The sequence below is a fragment of the Paraburkholderia humisilvae genome, assembly GCF_902859855.1.
Lineage (GTDB): Bacteria > Pseudomonadota > Gammaproteobacteria > Burkholderiales > Burkholderiaceae > Paraburkholderia > Paraburkholderia humisilvae.
Genome location: NZ_CADIKH010000046.1, coordinates 1 through 17,801, shown reverse-complemented (window position 1 = coordinate 17,801; position 17,801 = coordinate 1). Strand labels below are relative to the sequence as shown.

The 17,801-nt window shown below is 62.3% G+C and carries 13 protein-coding genes and 1 pseudogene; 13 read left to right on the top strand and 1 reads right to left on the bottom strand.

From position 1 onward, the window contains the following. Positions 1-48 precede the first annotated feature (48 nt). The 9 genes from HV796_RS31310 (at position 49) to HV796_RS31270 (ending at position 11,191) form a co-directional block, all read left to right on the top strand. A complete protein-coding gene (locus HV796_RS31310; RefSeq protein WP_246356132.1) occupies positions 49-555 on the top strand; it encodes a DUF2846 domain-containing protein in 507 nt (168 codons plus the stop codon). Positions 556-630: 75 nt separating this feature from the next. Beyond that, positions 631-1,608 (top strand): magnesium/cobalt transporter CorA, encoded by a 978-nt coding sequence (gene corA, locus HV796_RS31305; protein ID WP_175231646.1) that lies wholly within the window; start codon positions 631-633, stop codon positions 1,606-1,608. A 156-nt stretch (positions 1,609-1,764) separates the two neighbouring features. After that, positions 1,765-2,721 (top strand): sugar ABC transporter substrate-binding protein, encoded by a 957-nt coding sequence (locus tag HV796_RS31300; protein WP_175231644.1) that lies wholly within the window; start codon positions 1,765-1,767, stop codon positions 2,719-2,721. A 337-nt stretch (positions 2,722-3,058) separates the two neighbouring features. After that, complete coding sequence (locus tag HV796_RS31295; protein ID WP_175231642.1) at positions 3,059-4,654, top strand: sugar ABC transporter ATP-binding protein; 1,596 nt, start codon at positions 3,059-3,061, stop codon at positions 4,652-4,654. Next, positions 4,651-5,736: an ABC transporter permease gene (locus HV796_RS31290; RefSeq protein ID WP_175231640.1), complete on the top strand. Its 1,086-nt coding sequence runs from the start codon at positions 4,651-4,653 to the stop codon at positions 5,734-5,736. The genes HV796_RS31295 and HV796_RS31290 overlap by 4 nt, the downstream gene beginning before the upstream one ends. 135 nt (positions 5,737-5,871) lie before the next feature. Beyond that, positions 5,872-6,903, top strand: coding sequence for a LacI family DNA-binding transcriptional regulator (locus HV796_RS31285; RefSeq protein WP_175231638.1), 1,032 nt, complete (start codon positions 5,872-5,874; stop codon positions 6,901-6,903). Continuing rightward, on the top strand, positions 6,900-7,862 hold the full coding sequence (gene rbsK / locus HV796_RS31280) for a ribokinase (RefSeq protein ID WP_175231636.1): 963 nt from the start codon (positions 6,900-6,902) through the stop codon (positions 7,860-7,862). Before HV796_RS31285 ends, rbsK begins: the two co-directional genes overlap by 4 nt. A gap of 350 nt (positions 7,863-8,212) precedes the next feature. Continuing rightward, complete coding sequence (locus HV796_RS31275) at positions 8,213-9,979, top strand: methyl-accepting chemotaxis protein (RefSeq protein ID WP_175231634.1); 1,767 nt, start codon at positions 8,213-8,215, stop codon at positions 9,977-9,979. Positions 9,980-10,429: 450 nt separating this feature from the next. Then, the gene (locus HV796_RS31270; protein WP_175231632.1) at positions 10,430-11,191 is read left to right on the top strand and encodes a 2-keto-4-pentenoate hydratase; all 762 of its coding nucleotides are present in this window, start codon (positions 10,430-10,432) and stop codon (positions 11,189-11,191) included. 524 nt (positions 11,192-11,715) lie between these two features. Here HV796_RS31270 and HV796_RS31265 read toward each other — a convergent pair. Further along, the gene (locus HV796_RS31265; protein ID WP_175231630.1) at positions 11,716-12,207 is read right to left on the bottom strand and encodes a hypothetical protein; all 492 of its coding nucleotides are present in this window, start codon (positions 12,205-12,207) and stop codon (positions 11,716-11,718) included. Between the two features lie 27 nt (positions 12,208-12,234). Here HV796_RS31265 and HV796_RS31260 point away from each other — a divergent pair, with 27 nt between their 5' ends. The 4 genes and pseudogenes from HV796_RS31260 to HV796_RS31245 all read left to right on the top strand — a co-directional run. Further along, the gene (locus tag HV796_RS31260; protein ID WP_175115080.1) at positions 12,235-14,157 is read left to right on the top strand and encodes a PrkA family serine protein kinase; all 1,923 of its coding nucleotides are present in this window, start codon (positions 12,235-12,237) and stop codon (positions 14,155-14,157) included. Between the two features lie 141 nt (positions 14,158-14,298). Beyond that, a complete protein-coding gene (locus tag HV796_RS31255; RefSeq protein WP_175231628.1) occupies positions 14,299-15,567 on the top strand; it encodes a YeaH/YhbH family protein in 1,269 nt (422 codons plus the stop codon). After that, positions 15,564-17,291, top strand: coding sequence for a SpoVR family protein (locus tag HV796_RS31250; RefSeq protein WP_175231626.1), 1,728 nt, complete (start codon positions 15,564-15,566; stop codon positions 17,289-17,291). The genes HV796_RS31255 and HV796_RS31250 overlap by 4 nt, the downstream gene beginning before the upstream one ends. A gap of 342 nt (positions 17,292-17,633) precedes the next feature. Beyond that, positions 17,634-17,801 (top strand): annotated as a pseudogene (locus tag HV796_RS31245) (alpha-ketoglutarate permease); the annotation flags it as partial.

The window sequence follows — 17,801 nt, the reverse complement described above, 5'->3', positions numbered from 1 at the left end:
CAAAGAACAATCAGCGAACAAACTGAAAGCAGCCAACGGAGACGACTGATGCGCTTACCGCTGCTTGCTGTCCGTCACGGCAGTCGCGACGCGCCCGAGCGTGCGTTACAAACAATAACGAGCGTGGTGAAGACGGCGTTCGCCCGTGTTGCGCTGACGGTAGCCGCGCTATGTGTGGCCGCATGTGCGGCGACGCCTGCGGAACCGGTGCCGTTCAAGGCGGTGCCCGCCGAGCGCATTGTCAAACCGGACTACACGGAGCCGGGTGTCGGTAAGGTCGCGGTCGATGTGCGGCGAGAGCGGACCGACAACGTCATCGTGCGATTTCGCGACGCGCTCGTCTACGTCGACGGCGAGCGTGTCGCTGACCTGATGAACGGCGAGCACATTGTCTTCTATCTGAGTCCCGGCGTGCACCGGCTGGCCGTGTCGACGCAGTTCGACCCCGTACATGAGCTGCAATTTCTCGTGACCGCCGATCCCCGGTACACGAACCGTGCGAGCGTCACGTTCAACGCCGAGCGCCGCATCGAGCTTCGGCGCGTTGCGCAATAGCCGCCGGCAGTCCGACCATGCAACCACTCAACCATTCGACATGCCCTTGCACACTCGTTCTCGAGGTATCCGATCATGCTGATTAACTGTGCGGCGTACCAGGATGGCCGGAAGCTCGCCGACATCGAAATCGACGACATCAGCGTCTATGTTGCGAAGCCCGAGTGCTTCGTCTGGGTGGCGCTGAAAGATCCGGGGCCCGGTGAACTGGCCGTGATGAAGGAAGAATTCGGGCTGCACGAGCTGGCGATCGAAGATGTGCGCAACGGCCATCAGCGGCCGAAGATCGAGGAGTACGGCGAGTCGCTGTTCGCGGTGCTGCACACGCTCGAGATGGACGACGACGGTGAGATCCTGATCGGCGAGGTCGACGTGTTCGTGGGCAGCAACTATGTGCTCACGGTGCGCAATCGCACGCGGCACGGTTTCCAGGAGGTCCGCGCGCGTTGCGAGCGCGAGCCGCAACTGCTCAGGCAGGGCGCGGCGTTCGTGCTGTACGCGCTCGCGGACAACGTGGTTGACCGCTACTTCCCGATTCTCGAAGCACTGGGCGCCGAGATCGAACAGATCGAAGACCGCATCTTCGACAGGCACAGCCTCGCCGCGTCGCGCGCGATCATCCAGGACCTTTATTCGCTCAAGCGCCGGCTGGTCACACTTGAGCATCACATTGCGCCGCTGCTGGAGGCGATCAGCAAGTTCACCGGCGGGCGCATCCCGGTAATCTGTTCAGGCATGCAGGCGTACTTTCGCGACGTCTATGACCATCTCGACCGGATCGTCAGGACCATCGACGGTCGTCGCGAGATGATCGTCACCGCGATCCAGGTGAATCTCGGCATGATCTCGCTCGCGGAGAACGAGGTCACCAAGCGTCTGGGCTCGTTCGCCGCGCTGTTCGCGGTGCCAACGATGATTGCCGGCATCTACGGGATGAACTTCGAAAGGATCCCCGAACTCCACTTCCGGTTCGGCTACCCGATCTGCATCGGCGTGATGATGCTGATCGATGTGCTGCTGTGGTGGCGCTTCAAGAAGGCCGGCTGGCTGTAGCAGGACATCGCAACCCGGCGCGCTGCGCTGTGCGACGCAGCACCTCTGGTCGTTGACACAATTGTGCGGCTCCGTTGAGAATAGGCTCCGCAAACGTTTGCGGACCTGAATAAATAAGGCTTTCTGGTTGAGCCTGCGAACAACAGGAGATCACGCATGACCCAACGCATCCGCCGCCGCATCCTCGCCGCCGGGCTCGCACTGACCGCCGCCGCCGCGCTGCCCGCCCTGCCAGCGCATGCTCAGGCCGCGAACAAACCGAAAGTCGCCCTGGTCATGAAGTCGCTCGCGAACGAGTTCTTCCTGACGATGGAAAATGGCGCGAAGGACTATCAACGCCACAACTCGAGCACCTTCGACCTGATCACGAACGGCATCAAGGACGAAACGGACACCGCGAACCAGATCCGCATCGTCGAACAGATGATCGTGTCGAAGGTCGATGCGATCGTGCTCGCGCCGGCCGATTCGAAGGCGCTTGTGCCGGTCGTCAAGAAGGCGGTCGATGCTGGCATCATCGTTGTCAATATCGACAACCGGCTCGATCCCGACGTGCTGAAGTCGAAGGACCTGAACGTGCCGTTCGTCGGTCCCGACAACCGCAAGGGCGCGCAAAAGGTCGGCGACTATCTCGCGCAGAGGCTGAAGGCGGGCGATGAGGTCGGCATTGTCGAAGGCGTGTCGACGACCACCAACGCGCAGCAGCGCACCGCGGGCTTCAAGGATGCGATGCAGAAGGTCGGTGCGAAGGTCGTATCGGTGCAGTCCGGAGAGTGGGAGATCGACAAGGGCAATGCGGTTGCGTCCGCGATGCTCAATGAATACCCTGATCTGAAGGCGCTGCTGTGCGGCAATGACAATATGGCGATCGGCGCGGTGTCGGCGGTGCGCGCAGCGGGCAGGCAGGGCAAGGTGTATGTGGTCGGCTACGACAACATCAATGCGATCAGGCCGATGCTGAAAGACGGCCGTGTGCTCGCGACCGCCGACCAGTTCGCGGCGAAGCAGGCGGTATTCGGCATCGATACCGCATTGAAGGCGTTGAGCGAGCACAAGAAGCAGTCGCAGTTGTCCGGCGTGATCGAGACGCCGGTGGAACTCGTGACGAAGTAGAGGCGAAGCGGCTGCATGAACGGCATGGCTGGCGCAAGCGAACCGCAACGGGAGCGAAGCAGGCGGGCAATCCACGGCAAGGCAGCGTAGCGAACGAACGCCGCGCCTCACGTCAACCGTGAAATTTTCGCCGTACTTTTTCGCAATGGTTGCATCGCCTTGCGCCAATTCAACAAATGCTAAAGAAATCCGCTGCGCGGCCGATATCGAGTTAAGCGTTATGACGGCCAGCGGGGCGCGGCGATGTGTCCGGCATGGTCCGTGTACGAAATCCGCGCAGCGTGGACGACATGACAGGCGTGGCTGCCCGGCGCGGCGGCCCGGAACCTTGATCACAATGGATTCGACCGACCACGACGCATCGACTGCCGTGCTGTCCGTAACCGGAATCGGCAAGACCTACGCCGAACCGGTGCTGTCCGATATCGCGCTCACGTTGCGCGCGGGTGAAGTGCTGGCGTTGACCGGCGAGAACGGCGCGGGTAAAAGCACGCTGTCCAAGATCATCGGCGGACTGGTGATGCCCACTGCCGGCGCGATGCGTCTCGCGGGTGTGCCGTACGCGCCGGCGAGCCGTACCGACGCTGAAGCGCTCGGCGTGCGGATGGTGATGCAGGAGCTGAACCTGCTGCCGACGTTATCGATTGCCGAGAACCTGTTTCTGAACCGTTTGCCGAAACGGGGCGGCGTTCCACTCGGCTGGATCGATCGGCGCCGGTTGCGCGACGACGCACGCGGTGCGATGGCGCAAGTCGGACTCGAAGCAATCGATCCGGACACGCTGGTCGGTGAGCTTGGCATGGGTCACCAGCAGATGGTCGAAATTGCGCGCAATCTGATCGGCGACTGCCGCGTGCTGATTCTCGACGAACCGACTGCGATGCTGACCGCCCGTGAAGTCGACCTGCTGTTCGAGCAGATCGATCGGCTGAAGGCGCGCGGCGTCGCTTTGGTCTATATTTCGCACCGGCTCGAGGAGCTAGCGCGGGTCGCCGAACGCGTCGCGGTGCTGCGTGACGGCAAGCTCGTGCACGTGGACGTGATGATGAACCTGACGAGCGACCAGATCGTCACGCTGATGGTTGGCCGCGAACTGGGCGAGCGGATCGATCTGGGCGAACGCCGGATCGGCGCGCCGCTGCTGAAAGTCGATGGACTCGGCCGTGCCGGTGTGGTGCGCGACGTGTCGTTCGACGTGCGCGCAGGCGAGCTCTTCGGCATCAGCGGGCTGATCGGCGCGGGGCGCACCGAATTGATGCGCCTCATCTATGGCGCCGACGCGAAGGAGCGCGGCACGGTCTCGCTTGCCGCCGCGCCGGGCGCGCCGCCCGCGCCGGTGCGGATCGCGTCGCCGGCCGACGCGGTGCAACACGGCATCGCGCTCATCACCGAAGACCGCAAGGGCGAAGGATTGTTGCTGCCGCAACCGGTGGCGGCGAACATCTCGCTGGGCAACATCAGCGGTGTTGCGCGGCACGGCATCGTCGACGCAAGGCGCGAGAACGCGCTCGCGAACCGGCAGATCGACACGCTGCGGATTCGCACGTCCGGGCCCGCACAGCCGGTCGGCGAACTGTCCGGCGGCAACCAGCAGAAGGTGGTGATCGGCCGCTGGCTGGCGCGCGATTGCAAGGTGCTGCTGTTCGACGAGCCGACGCGCGGCATCGACGTCGGCGCGAAGTTCGACATCTACGGGCTGATGGGAGCGCTCGCACGCGAGGGCCGCGCGCTGGTCGTTGTGTCGAGCGACCTGCGCGAACTGATGTTGATCTGTGACCGGATCGGCGTGATGTCGGCGGGCCGGATGACGGGAATTTTTGAGCGCGACGCGTGGTCGCAGGATGCGTTGCTGGCGGCGGCGTTCGCCGGTTATCGAAGTCGCGATGCGCTGCTTGCGGCGCACAGCGCGCCCGCCGTGGGAGAACCGTCATGATCGAACGGCCGCGCGTTCCGCTGAGCGAGGAGCCCCGCGTGCACGGCAGCGGCGCACCGGCAAGCGGCTCGAGCGGCGCGGCGCCTTCCGCGTCGTCCGCCGCGCCCGACCCGTCCGCGCCGCTCGCCAGCGGCAAGCCGGCGGGCACGCGGCTCGGGTTCTCGAACTACCTGGGTCTGGCTGGCGCGCTCGCCGCGATGATCGTACTGTTTTCGTTGTTGAGCTCGCATTTCCTGACCTACGACACGTTCAGCACGATCGCGAACCAGATTCCCGATCTCGTCGTGATGGCCGTCGGCATGACCTTCGTGCTGATCATCGCAGGGATCGACCTGTCGGTCGGCTCGGTGCTGGCGCTAGGCGCATCGGTCGTCAGCGTCGCGACGCTGAAATGGGGGCTCGGGGCGCTGCCTGCGGCGGTGCTCGGTCTGGCCGCCGCCGCGCTGACCGGTACGCTAACCGGCGCGGTCACGGTCGGCTGGCGGATTCCGTCGTTTATCGTGTCACTGGGCGTGCTTGAAGCGGCGCGCGGCGTCGCGTACCAGATGACGAATTCGCGCACCGCGTATATCGGCGACGCGTTCGATTTCCTGTCGAACCCGATCGCGCTCGGCATCTCGCCGGCGTTTCTGATCGCGGTCGCGGTGATGATCGTCGCGCAACTGGTGCTCACGCGCACCGTGTTTGGGCGCTATCTGGTCGGCATTGGCACGAACGAGGAGGCCGTGCGGCTTGCGGGCGTGAATCCGCGGCCGTACAAGGTGATGGTGTTTGCTTTGATGGGCGCGCTGTCCGGGCTTGCGGCGCTGTTCCAGATCTCGCGGCTCGAGGCTGCCGACCCGAACGCGGGTGTCGGCCTCGAACTGCAGGTGATCGCGGCCGTCGTGATCGGCGGCACGAGCCTGATGGGCGGGCGTGGGTCGGTGATCAGCACGTTTTTTGGCGTGTTGATCATCTCGGTGCTGGCGGCGGGCCTTGCGCAAATTGGCGCAAATGAGCCGACCAAGCGCATCATTACGGGCGCGGTGATTGTCGTGGCGGTCGTTCTCGACACGTATCGGAGCCGCCGCAAACGCGCGTGACGCGTGGACGTAGCGAATGGAACAACGTGTGCGGCGGGTACGACGGGGGCTGCACGTGGCGCCACGGGTCGGAACGCCGCCCGGCGGACCGGCCGCATCGATGAGCAGTGAAAACAGGCAGGGGAGCAACAGGTTATGGCGACGATCAAGGATGTAGCGGCAGCGGCAGGCGTGTCGTTCACGACGGTGTCGCATGTCGTGAACAATTCGCGGCCCGTTTCGGCGGATGTGCGCGCGAAGGTTGAGCGCGCAATCCTCCAGCTGAACTACGTGCCGTCGGCGGTCGCGCGCTCGCTAAAGGCGCGCTCGACCGCGACCATCGGCCTCGTGGTGCCGAACAGCACGAATCCGTACTTCGCGGAACTCGCGCGCGGCATCGAGGACGGTTGCGCGCGCAACGGCTACTGCGTGTTCTTCTGCAACTCGGACGACGATCCGTCGAAGCAGCGCAGCTATCTGCGGGTTCTGCAGGAAAAGCGCATCGACGGACTGATCGTCGCGTCCGCGGGCGACGACGCGGTGCTCGCGAAGACGCTTGCCGACTCGCGCGAGCCGCTCGTGATTGTCGATCGCAACATCGAGGGCGTGAACGCCGACCTTGTGCAGATCGATCACGAGAAAGGCGCCTATCTGGCGACGCGTCATCTGCTACAGCTCGGCCACGTGAAGATTGGCTGTATCACCGGGCCGGTCGAGACCGCGGTCAGCGCGATGCGCGTGCATGGCTTTATTCGCGCGATGGCCGAGCGCGGCATCGAGATCGCGCCGGATGCGATCGTCGAAAGTGATTTCTCCGGCATGGGCGGCCATTGGGCGGCGAGCCGGCTGTTCGACACGGTGCAGCCGTCGGCGATTTTCGCGTGCAACGACATGATGGGTATCGGCGCACTGCGCGCAGCGGCCGAGCGCGGCATCGACGTGCCGCGCGATTGTTCGATCATCGGTTTCGACGATATCGAGCTGGGTAGCTTCACTTACCCGGCGCTGTCGACGGTGGGTCAGTCGGTGCGCGCGCTCGGCGACATGGCCGCGCAAACGCTGATCGAACGGATCGCCGGCAGCGTGGCGAGCGCGCCTGGCCGGCGCCGCGTGATTGCCCCGCGTCTCGTGCTGCGCGAATCGACCGCGGCCTGGGCCGGCGCGCGCCGGGGCGGCGTCGCGGCATGAGCGTGTCACCGCAGACGAAGGGCGCTGACGTGCCAGTGAATCAGGCGAGCGCCCGCGTGGCGGTTGTCGGCAGCCTGAATATGGACCTCGTCGCGCGCGCGCCGCGCCTGCCGCAACCGGGCGAGACGCTTGCCGGACGGACCTTCGCGCAGGTGCCGGGCGGCAAGGGGGGCAATCAGGCGGTGGCGGCCGCGCGTCTCGGAGCGCAGGTCGCGATGATCGGTTGCGTCGGCGGCGACGCGAACGGCGCGCAACTGCGCGCGGGACTCGAGGCCGAGCGGATCGATTGCGCGGCGCTCGAGATCAGCACGAGCGCACCGACCGGCGTCGCCTTGATTATCGTCGACGACGGTTCGCAGAATTCAATCGTGATCGTGGCCGGCAGCAACGGTGAAGTGACGCCGGCGACCATCGCGCGCCATGAGGCGGTGCTGGCCGCGGCCGAGGTTGTCGTCTGCCAGCTCGAAACGCCGCCGGATAGCGTGCATGCGGCGCTGGCCGCCGCGCGTCGGCTCGGCAAGACGGTGGTTCTGAACCCGGCGCCCGCGGTTGGGCCGCTGCCGGCGGCGTGGCTTGCGCTAGTCGACTATCTGATTCCAAACGAACTCGAGGCCGCGACGCTAACAGGGCTGCCCGTGCGCACGCCGGACGAAGCGGCGGCGGCCGCCGCGGCGCTGCGCCGCGCGGGCGCCCGCAATGTGATCATCACGCTCGGCGCGCAGGGCGTGCTTGCCGCGCTCGGCGACGCAGCGCCCGCGCATTTCGCCGCGCCGCGGGTTGCCGCGGTCGATACGACCGCAGCAGGCGACACGTTTATCGGCGGCTTTGCGGCGCAGCTTGCGCAACGCGCAGCGCTCGACGTTGCGATCCGCTTCGCGCAGCGCGCCGCGGCGCTGTCAGTGACACGCGCCGGCGCGCAGCCATCGATTCCGTCGCGCGCCGAAGTCGACGCAAGCTGAACAGCGTCGGCCGGCGCCCCGCGTCTTTTCATTTGGACGCGCTTCTTGCCCTTTCCCTCATTCCATTGGAGCCATGCTTCGCGTGACGCGACGCGTTGTTTGGCCTATCCGGCATGGCCAATACTACAAATGAGCAGGTCTGAATTGCAAAAAATACAATTAATTCTTTTGTAATCTTCATATTATATAAAAATTTCAAGGTTTTTAGCTCCCGGTCGTAAACAACCTCAAGAGCGTCTCATCCCGGTATCGGATCAAGACGCCGACGGTAGTCACGGGAAAGCAGTCACCACGCGCCACGTACGGGACTGCGCACGCAGCTATTACTCTCCACTGGGCAGACAGACAACATGGGCAAGGGCATGACGATCAACGCGCGGATTGGCGTGGCAATGGCATTTCTGGCGATCCTTCTGGCCGCCACAAGCGCGCTTGGACTGGTAGGGATGAGCCGGGCGAACGGCGCACTGCAGAACACGTTCAATGGCAACATGCCGGCCGCGGTCGCGATCGACAAGATGGAGATGTACGCGGCGCGCGAACGTCTTTCCCTCGACCGCGCGGCATTGGAACTCGGCACACCGGAAGTGCCGGCGACGCTCGAGCGCGCGCGCACGATGCGCGCGACCGCGCAGGACGGCTGGAAGCAGTACCTCGACATCCCGCGCGACGCCAACGAGGATCGCATCGCCCAGGAAGTATCCGCGAAACGCGACGCGCTGTATCAGGCGATGGACGCATTCAGCACAATGGTCGGCGCGAACGAGCGCGACAAGCTGGTCGACGGCGCGAAACGGCTGCAGGTCACGTACAACGAGATGGCGAACGCGGCAACCGAACTGCGCAAATTCCAGTTCGATTCGTCGAAAGAGGATTACGACGCGTCGGAGTCGAGCTTCAATACGTTTCGCATCGTCAGTATTGTGACGCTGGCCGCCGGCCTGGTCGCGGCGTTCATTTCCTGGCTGACGCTGCGCCGCGCGATTGCGCGGCCGCTCGCCGAGGCGCTCGACCACTTCGACGCGATCGCCGCGGGCGACCTGCGCCGGCCGGTTGTCGCGTATTCGCGCGACGAGATGGGCCAGATCATCGAAGGCATCGCGAAGATGCAGCGCAGCCTTGTCGCGACGGTGCAATCGGTGCGTAGCGGCAGCGACTCGATTGCGACCGCGACCCGCGAAATCGCCGCCGGCAATATCGACCTGTCGTCGCGGACCGAGGAGCAGGCGTCCGCGCTGCAAGAAACGGCCGCAAGCATGGAAGAACTCACCGGCACCGTGAAACAGAACGCCGAAAACGCGCGCCAGGCGAGCGCGCTGGCGTCGAATGCTTCGGCAATCGCGAACAAGGGTAGCGCGGTGGTCGGACAGGTCGTCGGCACGATGGGCGAGATCAACCAGAGCTCGGCGAAAATTGCCGACATCATCACGATCATCGAAGGCATCGCATTCCAGACCAATATCCTGGCGCTGAACGCGGCAGTCGAGGCGGCGCGCGCGGGCGAGGAGGGCCGGGGCTTCGCCGTGGTGGCGGGCGAAGTGCGCAGCCTCGCGCAGCGCTCGTCGGCGGCCGCGAAGGAAATCAAGGAATTGATCGACACGTCTGTCGAGCGTGTGCAGTCAGGATCGGCGCTGGTCGATGAGGCGGGCCGCACGATGACCGAAATCATCGGTGCAGTGCAGCGGGTCACGGACATCATGGGCGAGATTGCCGCGGCGTCGTCGGAACAGAGCGGCGGTATCGACCAGGTCGCACGCGCGGTCGCGCAGATGGACGAAGCGACCCAGCAGAACGCGGCGCTCGTCGAAGAGGCCGCGGCGGCCGCGCAATCGCTTGAGGACCAGGCGCAAAAACTGCGCACCGCGGTCGCTGTATTTAACGTCGACGAGGCCGGGATGAGTGCGGGCGCGCCGCGCGGCAAGGTGACGGTGGCCGCGGCGTCCGTACGCAGGCCGGCGGCACCGCACGCGCCGCAGCGGCAGTCGCAGAAAGTCCCGTCAAAGAGCGGCCAACCCGCAGTGCACAATGAAAGCCGCGGGGCGCCGGCGACGCCTGCTGCATCGGCTGCGGCAGCACAGTCAACCGGTGTTGCTGAGCAGAATTGGGAAACGTTCTGAGTCTGCACGCTTTGTCCGCTTCGTCCGCTGAATCCGCCTGACCTCCCGCCGCGGTGTCGCCGTGGTTCACATTCGTTCAGAATGCCGGCGCGCCGCCGCTTGCGTGGCCGCCGGCATCGCGTGCGATTCCTCGCTGCAATCCTTTTTGCATTCTCTACACTCGAATTGACCCGCGGTAACTTTGTTCCGGTACATTGGCGGGCAGGCTGTCGGGTGTGTCTGTCCGATACGTACGCGAGTTGCCCGTTATCGGGGCGCTTTTACGTCCGAAAGCGTACGGAATGGTCTGAATGCGCGTCGAAAAATGTCTGAAATCCCGCCCGGCCCGGCGGCATTTCATCTTTGCACGCATTCGGCGCATATCGACCTCCGTCGGCCCTGTAGCGCACGTTGTTTTCGCATCCGTAGCCGTTCAACGCGCCGTTCAACGAGACAGCCAGAAGGAACGACATGACGCAACAAGACCTCGCGCAACGCCTGATCTCGGCACGCCGCCAGCACCGCGCAATCGAATCGCTCCCGTCCAGTTGCCTGCCGCCCGACGCGGCGACCGCCTATGCGATCCAGCAGGCGGTGATCGCAGGCCTCGGCTGCGTGACCGGGGCGTGGAAAATCGGTGCCCGTTCGCCAGGCGGGGATGCGTCGGGCGCGCCGATTCCGGCGCCGTTGACGCTCGTGTCGCCGGCGCGCGTCGAACGCCAGTCGTTCTTTCGTGTGCTGATCGAACTCGAAATCGCGTTCCGTTTCGCCGAACCGGTTGCGCCGCGCGGGCAATCTTACGCGCGCGACGAAGTGCTGACGCTCGTCGGCACCGTGCTGCCGACGATCGAAATCGTCGATAGCCGCTTCGCCGAATGGCCGAACATCACACCGCTCGCGCAGCTTGCCGACGCGCAGAACAACGGTGCGCTCGTGACCGGCCATCCGGTCAGCTATGCGAGCCTTGCGCGCAGTTTCGACTTCGTCTCCCCCGAACTGGAACTGGCGTTCGATGGCGCATCGCTCGTGCCTGAAGCGCCGGGTAATCCGGCGGGCGATCCACGCGAACTGCTTGTCTGGTTCGTGAATCATTGCGCGGCGATGGGCATCACGATCGAGCCGGCGTGGACCATTACGACCGGTTCATATGTCGGCGCGCACATGATCGGCGGGCCGGGCACCGTGCGTGGTCATATCGACGGTCTGGGCGAAGTCGAACTCGAACTCGTCTGAAGCGCCCGCAGCCTCCTGCTGTCGAGCACGCGCACGTCGTGCGCCGCGCATCGGGTGCCACGTGCGGCCACCGCGCCACAGCGACATGCCGGTTACGCCGATTCATCGCAATGGCCGCGCATACCGTGTATCTACTGATTCAGATGCGGGTTCGACGAACCGTCATACAGCCAGAGACCCGCTGAAACCGGACTCCATGGACGGTTTCGTTGGGCTCGCATCGGTCGGCGTGCAAAGAGGCGCACCCCTGCATGATGTCGCGAACCTCGTGCGCCGACCATGCCGACCATGCGGACGACGCGGTTATCCGTGCGTGTCGCGCACGCGGTGTTCGTGCACGTGGTAGGGGGAACGTTGTCAGTCAATGTTGAACGAAATCAGGTATGCGGGGACGAATAGTCGGGTACGCGCAAACGTGTAACAGCGCTTTCCGATGTCGTCGATTGGTGCGTCGCGCACGTTAACGTAAGGAGCGGCGCGAGCGGGTGGGAGCGCCAGGCCACATTGCGAGCCGCACTGCATGCTTACGGTGCGGCGCAATGTGTGGCACCACACCGCACGTCCTGAATGAGTTTGCGAAGGTGCCGGAAACGACGATGCGACAGAGGTTGCATCAACCGGTTGTCGACGCAGCGAAGTGTGCCGCGCGCAAACGGATGATGGAAGCACTTGCTGCGCGCCATCGCGCACGCAAGCGCGGTTTGAGGTACGTTGCATGCAACGCCGCAATCAATCGCGCGGTGAACGGAAGCGGGATGCGCAGCCGGGTGAATCCGGTTGCGAGCTTGTTTCCCGAGGTTTTTTGCAGAGGGCAAGGAAGGCGTTGCCGCATTGATTCGCGCTTTGATCGTCGCGAGCGGCCGGAGATTGTAGGTGACCGAAACGGCGTCTTCAAGTGAAGCTTGCCCGCATTCGCTGTGAGGCGATTTCTTAACGTAGTTCGTGAAAAAAAATTTAAAAGGGTTTAGGATGAATTCGAACGATGACGCTTCCTGATGGCGCGCCGCGCACGGCATCGTTCCAGACTTCGGCGAGGAGGTAGCATGGATATCTATAGCAGTTTCGCGACCCGCTTCGAGAAAACGAGAGAGGAGGAATTTTCACTCGAAGAGTACCTCGCGCTCTGCAAAGACAACCCCGCCGCGTACGCCACTGCTGGCGAGCGCATGTTGACGGCAATCGGCGAGCCTGAACAGATCGATACGCGTAACGACCCGCGGCTGTCGCGGATCTTCGCGAACAAGGTCATCAAGGTTTACCCCGCGTTCCGTGAGTTCTACGGAATGGAAGATGTGATCGAGCAGGTCGTCGCCTACTTCAGGCATGCCGCTCAGGGGCTCGAAGAAAAGAAACAGATTCTCTATCTGTTGGGGCCGGTGGGCGGGGGCAAGTCATCGATTGCGGAGCGTCTCAAGCAGTTGATGGAACGCGTGCCGTTCTATTCGATCAAGGGGTCACCCGTCAATGAATCACCGCTCGGTCTGTTCGACTACGACGAAGACGGGCCGATTCTCGAAGAGCAATACGGTATTCCGCGTCGTTACCTGAAGAGCATCCTGAGCCCGTGGGCGGTCAAGCGCCTGCACGAGTACAACGGCGATATCCGCAAGTTCCGCGTGGTACGCCGCTATCCGTCCATTCTGCGGCAGATCGGCATTGCGAAGACCGAGCCCGGCGATGAAAACAACCAGGACATTTCATCGCTGGTCGGCAAGGTCGATATCCGCAAGCTCGAGCAATATGCGCAGGACGATGCGGACGCATATAGCTATTCCGGCGGCCTGTGTCTCGCGAATCAGGGCTTGCTCGAATTTGTCGAAATGTTCAAGGCGCCGATCAAGGTGCTGCACCCGCTGCTGACCGCGACCCAGGAGGGTAACTTCAAGGGTACGGAAGGGTTCGGTGCGATTCCGTTTGACGGCGTGATCCTCGCGCACTCGAACGAGTCCGAGTGGAAGGCATTCCGTAACAACCGCAACAACGAGGCGCTGCTCGACCGGATCTTCGTGGTGAAGGTGCCGTACTGCCTGCGCTACTCGGAAGAAATGAAAATTTATGAGAAGTTGCTGCGTAACTCGTCGCTCGCGAATGCGGTGTGTGCGCCCGGCACGCTGAAGATGATGGCGCAGATGTCGGTGTTGACGCGTTTGCAGGAGCCCGAGAACTCGAGTCTCTTCTCGAAGATGCAGGTCTATGACGGCGAGAATCTGAAGGACACGGACCCGAAAGCGAAGTCATATCAGGAATATCGCGACTTCGCAGGTGTTGATGAAGGGATGACCGGCGTCTCGACGCGTTTCGCGTTCAAGATCTTGTCACGTGTGTTCAACTTCGATACGACGGAAGTCGCGGCCAATCCGGTGCATCTGATGTACGTGCTCGAACAGCAGATCGAGCGCGAGCAGTTTCCGCCGGAAACCGAACAGAAGTATCTGTCGTTCATCAAGGATGTGCTCGCGTCGCGCTACGCGGAGTTCATCGGCAAGGAAATTCAGACCGCGTATCTGGAGTCGTATTCCGAGTACGGGCAAAACATTTTTGACCGCTATGTCACGTATGCGGATTTCTGGATTCAGGACCAGGAATTCCGCGATCATGACACCGGCGAGAGCTTCGACCGTGCCGCGCTGAACGCGGAACTGGAGAAGATCGAGAAGCCCGCGGGCATCAGCAATCCCAAAGATTTCCGCAACGAGATCGTCAACTTCGTATTACGCGCGCGTGCGGCGAACGGAGGCAAGAATCCCGCGTGGATCAGCTACGAGAAACTGCGCGTCGTTATTGAAAAGAAGATGTTCTCGAACACGGAAGAACTTTTGCCGGTTATTTCGTTCAATGCGAAAGGGTCGGCGGAGGAACAGCGCAAGCACGAGGACTTCGTCAACCGGATGGTCACGAAAGGCTATACGCCGAAGCAGGTACGGCTCTTGTGTGACTGGTATCTGCGCGTGCGCAAGTCGTCATGACACGCGGCACGCACGGCCCGCGCGGCGCGGGTTTATCGAATTGCGCCGCGCGGGCTCCTTGCAAGTCGCAAGCGGCATGGACCTGAGGTTGCATGCACAACTTGCGTCTTGCGTGTTCGACATCGAAGCGGGAGACCGGGTGTGCTTCATCAAATCATCGACCGCAGGCTGGCTGGCAAGAACAAGAGCATCGCAAATCGCGAACGCTTTTTGCGTCGCGTGAAGAGTTACATTCGGCGCGCCGTGTCCGACGCGGTGCGCGACCGCAGCATCAAAGACATTCAAAGCACGCAAAGCATTACGATTCCGCGCAAGGACATCGCTGAACCGTCGTTCCGGCATGGCCCGGGCGGCCGGCGCGAACTGGTTCATCCAGGCAACTCCGATTACACCCGCGGCGACAAGATCCCGCGTCCGCAGGGCGGCGGCGGCAGCGGTGGGGGTGGCAACGCGAGCAACGAAGGCGAGGGGCAGGACGATTTCGTGTTCGAACTCTCGCGCGAAGAATTCATGCAGTATTTCTTCGACGACCTCGAACTGCCGCGGCTGGTCAAAACCCATCTGCTCGCGGTGCCCACATGGAAGAGCATTCGCGCGGGCTGGGCCGCGGAAGGCACGCCGAATAACATCGACGTGGTACGGTCGCTGCGCAGCGCGCTGGGCCGGCGCATTGCGCTGGGTGCGCCGCTCGTCAATGAATTGCATGAACTCGAGCAGCAGCTCGACGAGTTGAAGGCCGACCCGGCCGATCGCCGCAAGGAAATCAAGCTGCTCGAAGACGAGATTCACCATTTGCGCGGTCGGATCTGGCGCATCCCGTTCATCGATCCGTTCGACCTGCGCTACGTGAACCGCGTGAAGCAGCCGCAGCCGTCGAGCCAGGCGGTGATGTTTTGTCTAATGGATGTGTCGGGCTCGATGGACGAGCAGCGCAAGGACCTTGCGAAGCGCTTCTTTATTCTGCTGTATCTGTTCCTGAAGCGGAATTATGAGCGTATCGAGGTCGTATTTATCCGCCATCACACGCGTGCCGAGGAAGTCGACGAAGACACGTTCTTTCATTCGACCGAAAGCGGCGGCACGGTCGTATCGAGTGCGCTCGAGTTGATGCAGAAAATCCTCGACGAGCGCTATTCCCCCACTGAATGGAATATTTACGGCGCGCAAGCGTCGGACGGCGACAATTGGACCGACGATTCGCCAAAGTGCCGCAAGATTCTTGCAGATGACATACTCGAGAAGGTGCGGTATTTTGCATATATTCAGGTGACACCCGAAGAGCAGAATCTGTGGCTCGAATATGCGCAACTCGCGCAAACGGTGCCCCATCTGGCGATGAAGAAGGTCGAAACAGCTGCGGATATCTATCCGGTGTTCCGTGAACTGTTCGAGAAGCATGTTGAAGTATGACGACGCGACATTTGCATAACGAAGCGCGCGGCTACGAGCCGCAGCGAAAGAAAGGCGTGCAGACGGGCAGCAAGGCGGAGCATGCCGACACCGGCGTACACAAGGTGTACGAGCCCGACGCCGGAAAAGGCGGGCCGCGCGAAGCCACTCATGCACAGGGACAAACCGGGGCGCCCACCGATGGGCAAAGGGAAGTCCGTATGAACGTTGCCGACAGACGGCCATTGCCGTGCCCGTCCGACTGGACCTTCGAGCTGATCGAAGAATACGACACGCACATCTCGCATGTTGCGGAGCAATATGAACTCGACGTGTATCCGATCCAGCTCGAACTGATCAGTTCAGAGCAGATGATGGACGCGTATGCATCGGTCGGCATGCCGGTCAACTACCGTCACTGGTCGTTCGGCAAGCATTTTCTGTCGACCGAGAAGAGCTACCGGCGTGGGCAAATGGGTCTCGCGTACGAGATCGTCATCAACTCGAACCCGTGTATCGCGTACCTGATGGAAGAGAACACGATGACGATGCAAGCGCTCGTCATCGCGCACGCGGCGTACGGTCACAATTCGTTCTTCAAGGGCAACTACCTGTTCCGCTTGTGGACCGATGCGCACGCGATCATCGATTACCTCGTCTACGCGAAAAACTACATTGCCGAATGCGAAGAGCGCTATGGACTCGATCGGGTTGAAGAACTGCTGGATTCGTGCCATGCGCTGATGAACTACGGTGTCGACCGCTACAAGCGGCCGCAGAAGCTGTCGTTGCATAAAGAGCTCGAAGCGCGCCGCGAACGCGAAGCGTACCTGCAGTCACAGGTGAATGAATTGTGGCGCACGTTGCCGAACAAACATGTGCCGCTGCCCGAGGAAGTGGAAGAGCGCTATCCGCCGGAACCGCAGGAAAACCTGCTGTATTTCGCGGAGAAGAACGCGCCGCTGCTCGAGCCGTGGGAACGCGAAGTGATCCGCATCGTGCGCAAGATCGGCCAGTACTTCTATCCACAACGCCAGACGCAGGTGATGAACGAAGGCTGGGCGACATTCTGGCATTACACGCTGCTCAACACGCTGTACAACGAGGGCAAGCTCGAAGACGGCTTCATGATGGAGTTTCTGCATTCGCACAGCAACGTCGTCTATCAGCCGCCGGTGACGAAGCCGTACTACAGCGGTATTAATCCGTATGCGCTCGGCTTTTCGATGATGAGCGATATTCGTCGCATCTGCGAGAACCCGACCGAGGAAGATCGTCGCTGGTTTCCGGAACTCGCGGGCAGTCCGTGGCTGCCGGCATTGCACTACGCGATGCGCAACTTCAAGGACGAGAGTTTCATCGCGCAGTATCTGTCGCCGCATCTGATCCGCGAAATGCGCCTTTTCTCGGTGCTCGACGACGATATGCGCGACGCGCTCGAAGTCTCCGCAATTCACGACGACAGCGGCTATCAGTACGTGCGGCAGGCACTGTCGCGGCAGTACGACATGCATCATCGCGAACCGAACATCCAGGTATGGTCGGTCAACACGCGCGGCGACCGGAGTCTCACGCTGCGGCACTTCATGAGCGACAACCGGCACCTGTCGAACGACAGCGACGAAGTGTTGAAGCATATGGCGCGACTGTGGCAATTCGACGTGTTTCTCGAGAGCGTCGATGAGAACGGGACGGTGCGCAAACGCTATGAATGCCGTTACGTTGCACCGACGGTGAGAATTTAATCTCATTACGATACTTACCGTATTTTTATAGCCATTCGGTAAAAGGTTTGACCTGGCCAGCCTCATCGAGGCTGGCTTTTTTTATTGTCCCCGGAAACGCTTCATGTCCGCGTGCGCCCGCATGGCGGCCCAAAGCGGTGGTCCGATGCTGCGGCGCAACCGCTGCGCGGTTGGCCGTTTGTCACGTCAGTCGCGTCATTTCGCCACTTTTCACATCGATATCCGCTAACATACGGACCCTGCACAATCTTTCATTTAGATGAACGATGTGCGGGCGCAATCGAGAAACTGAAAGCGGCAACATGACCGCTCAATCCATTCCAATCAGGACAGACACGCATCATGGTCGACCAGACTGTATTCACTTCATCCGCTCACGACACGCGCCGGCGCATCTTCGCCATCGTCGGCGCATCGTCGGGCAATCTCGTCGAGTGGTTCGATTTCTACGTCTACTCGTTCTGCGCGCTGTACTTCGCGCCGGCCTTCTTCCCGAAGGGCGACACCACC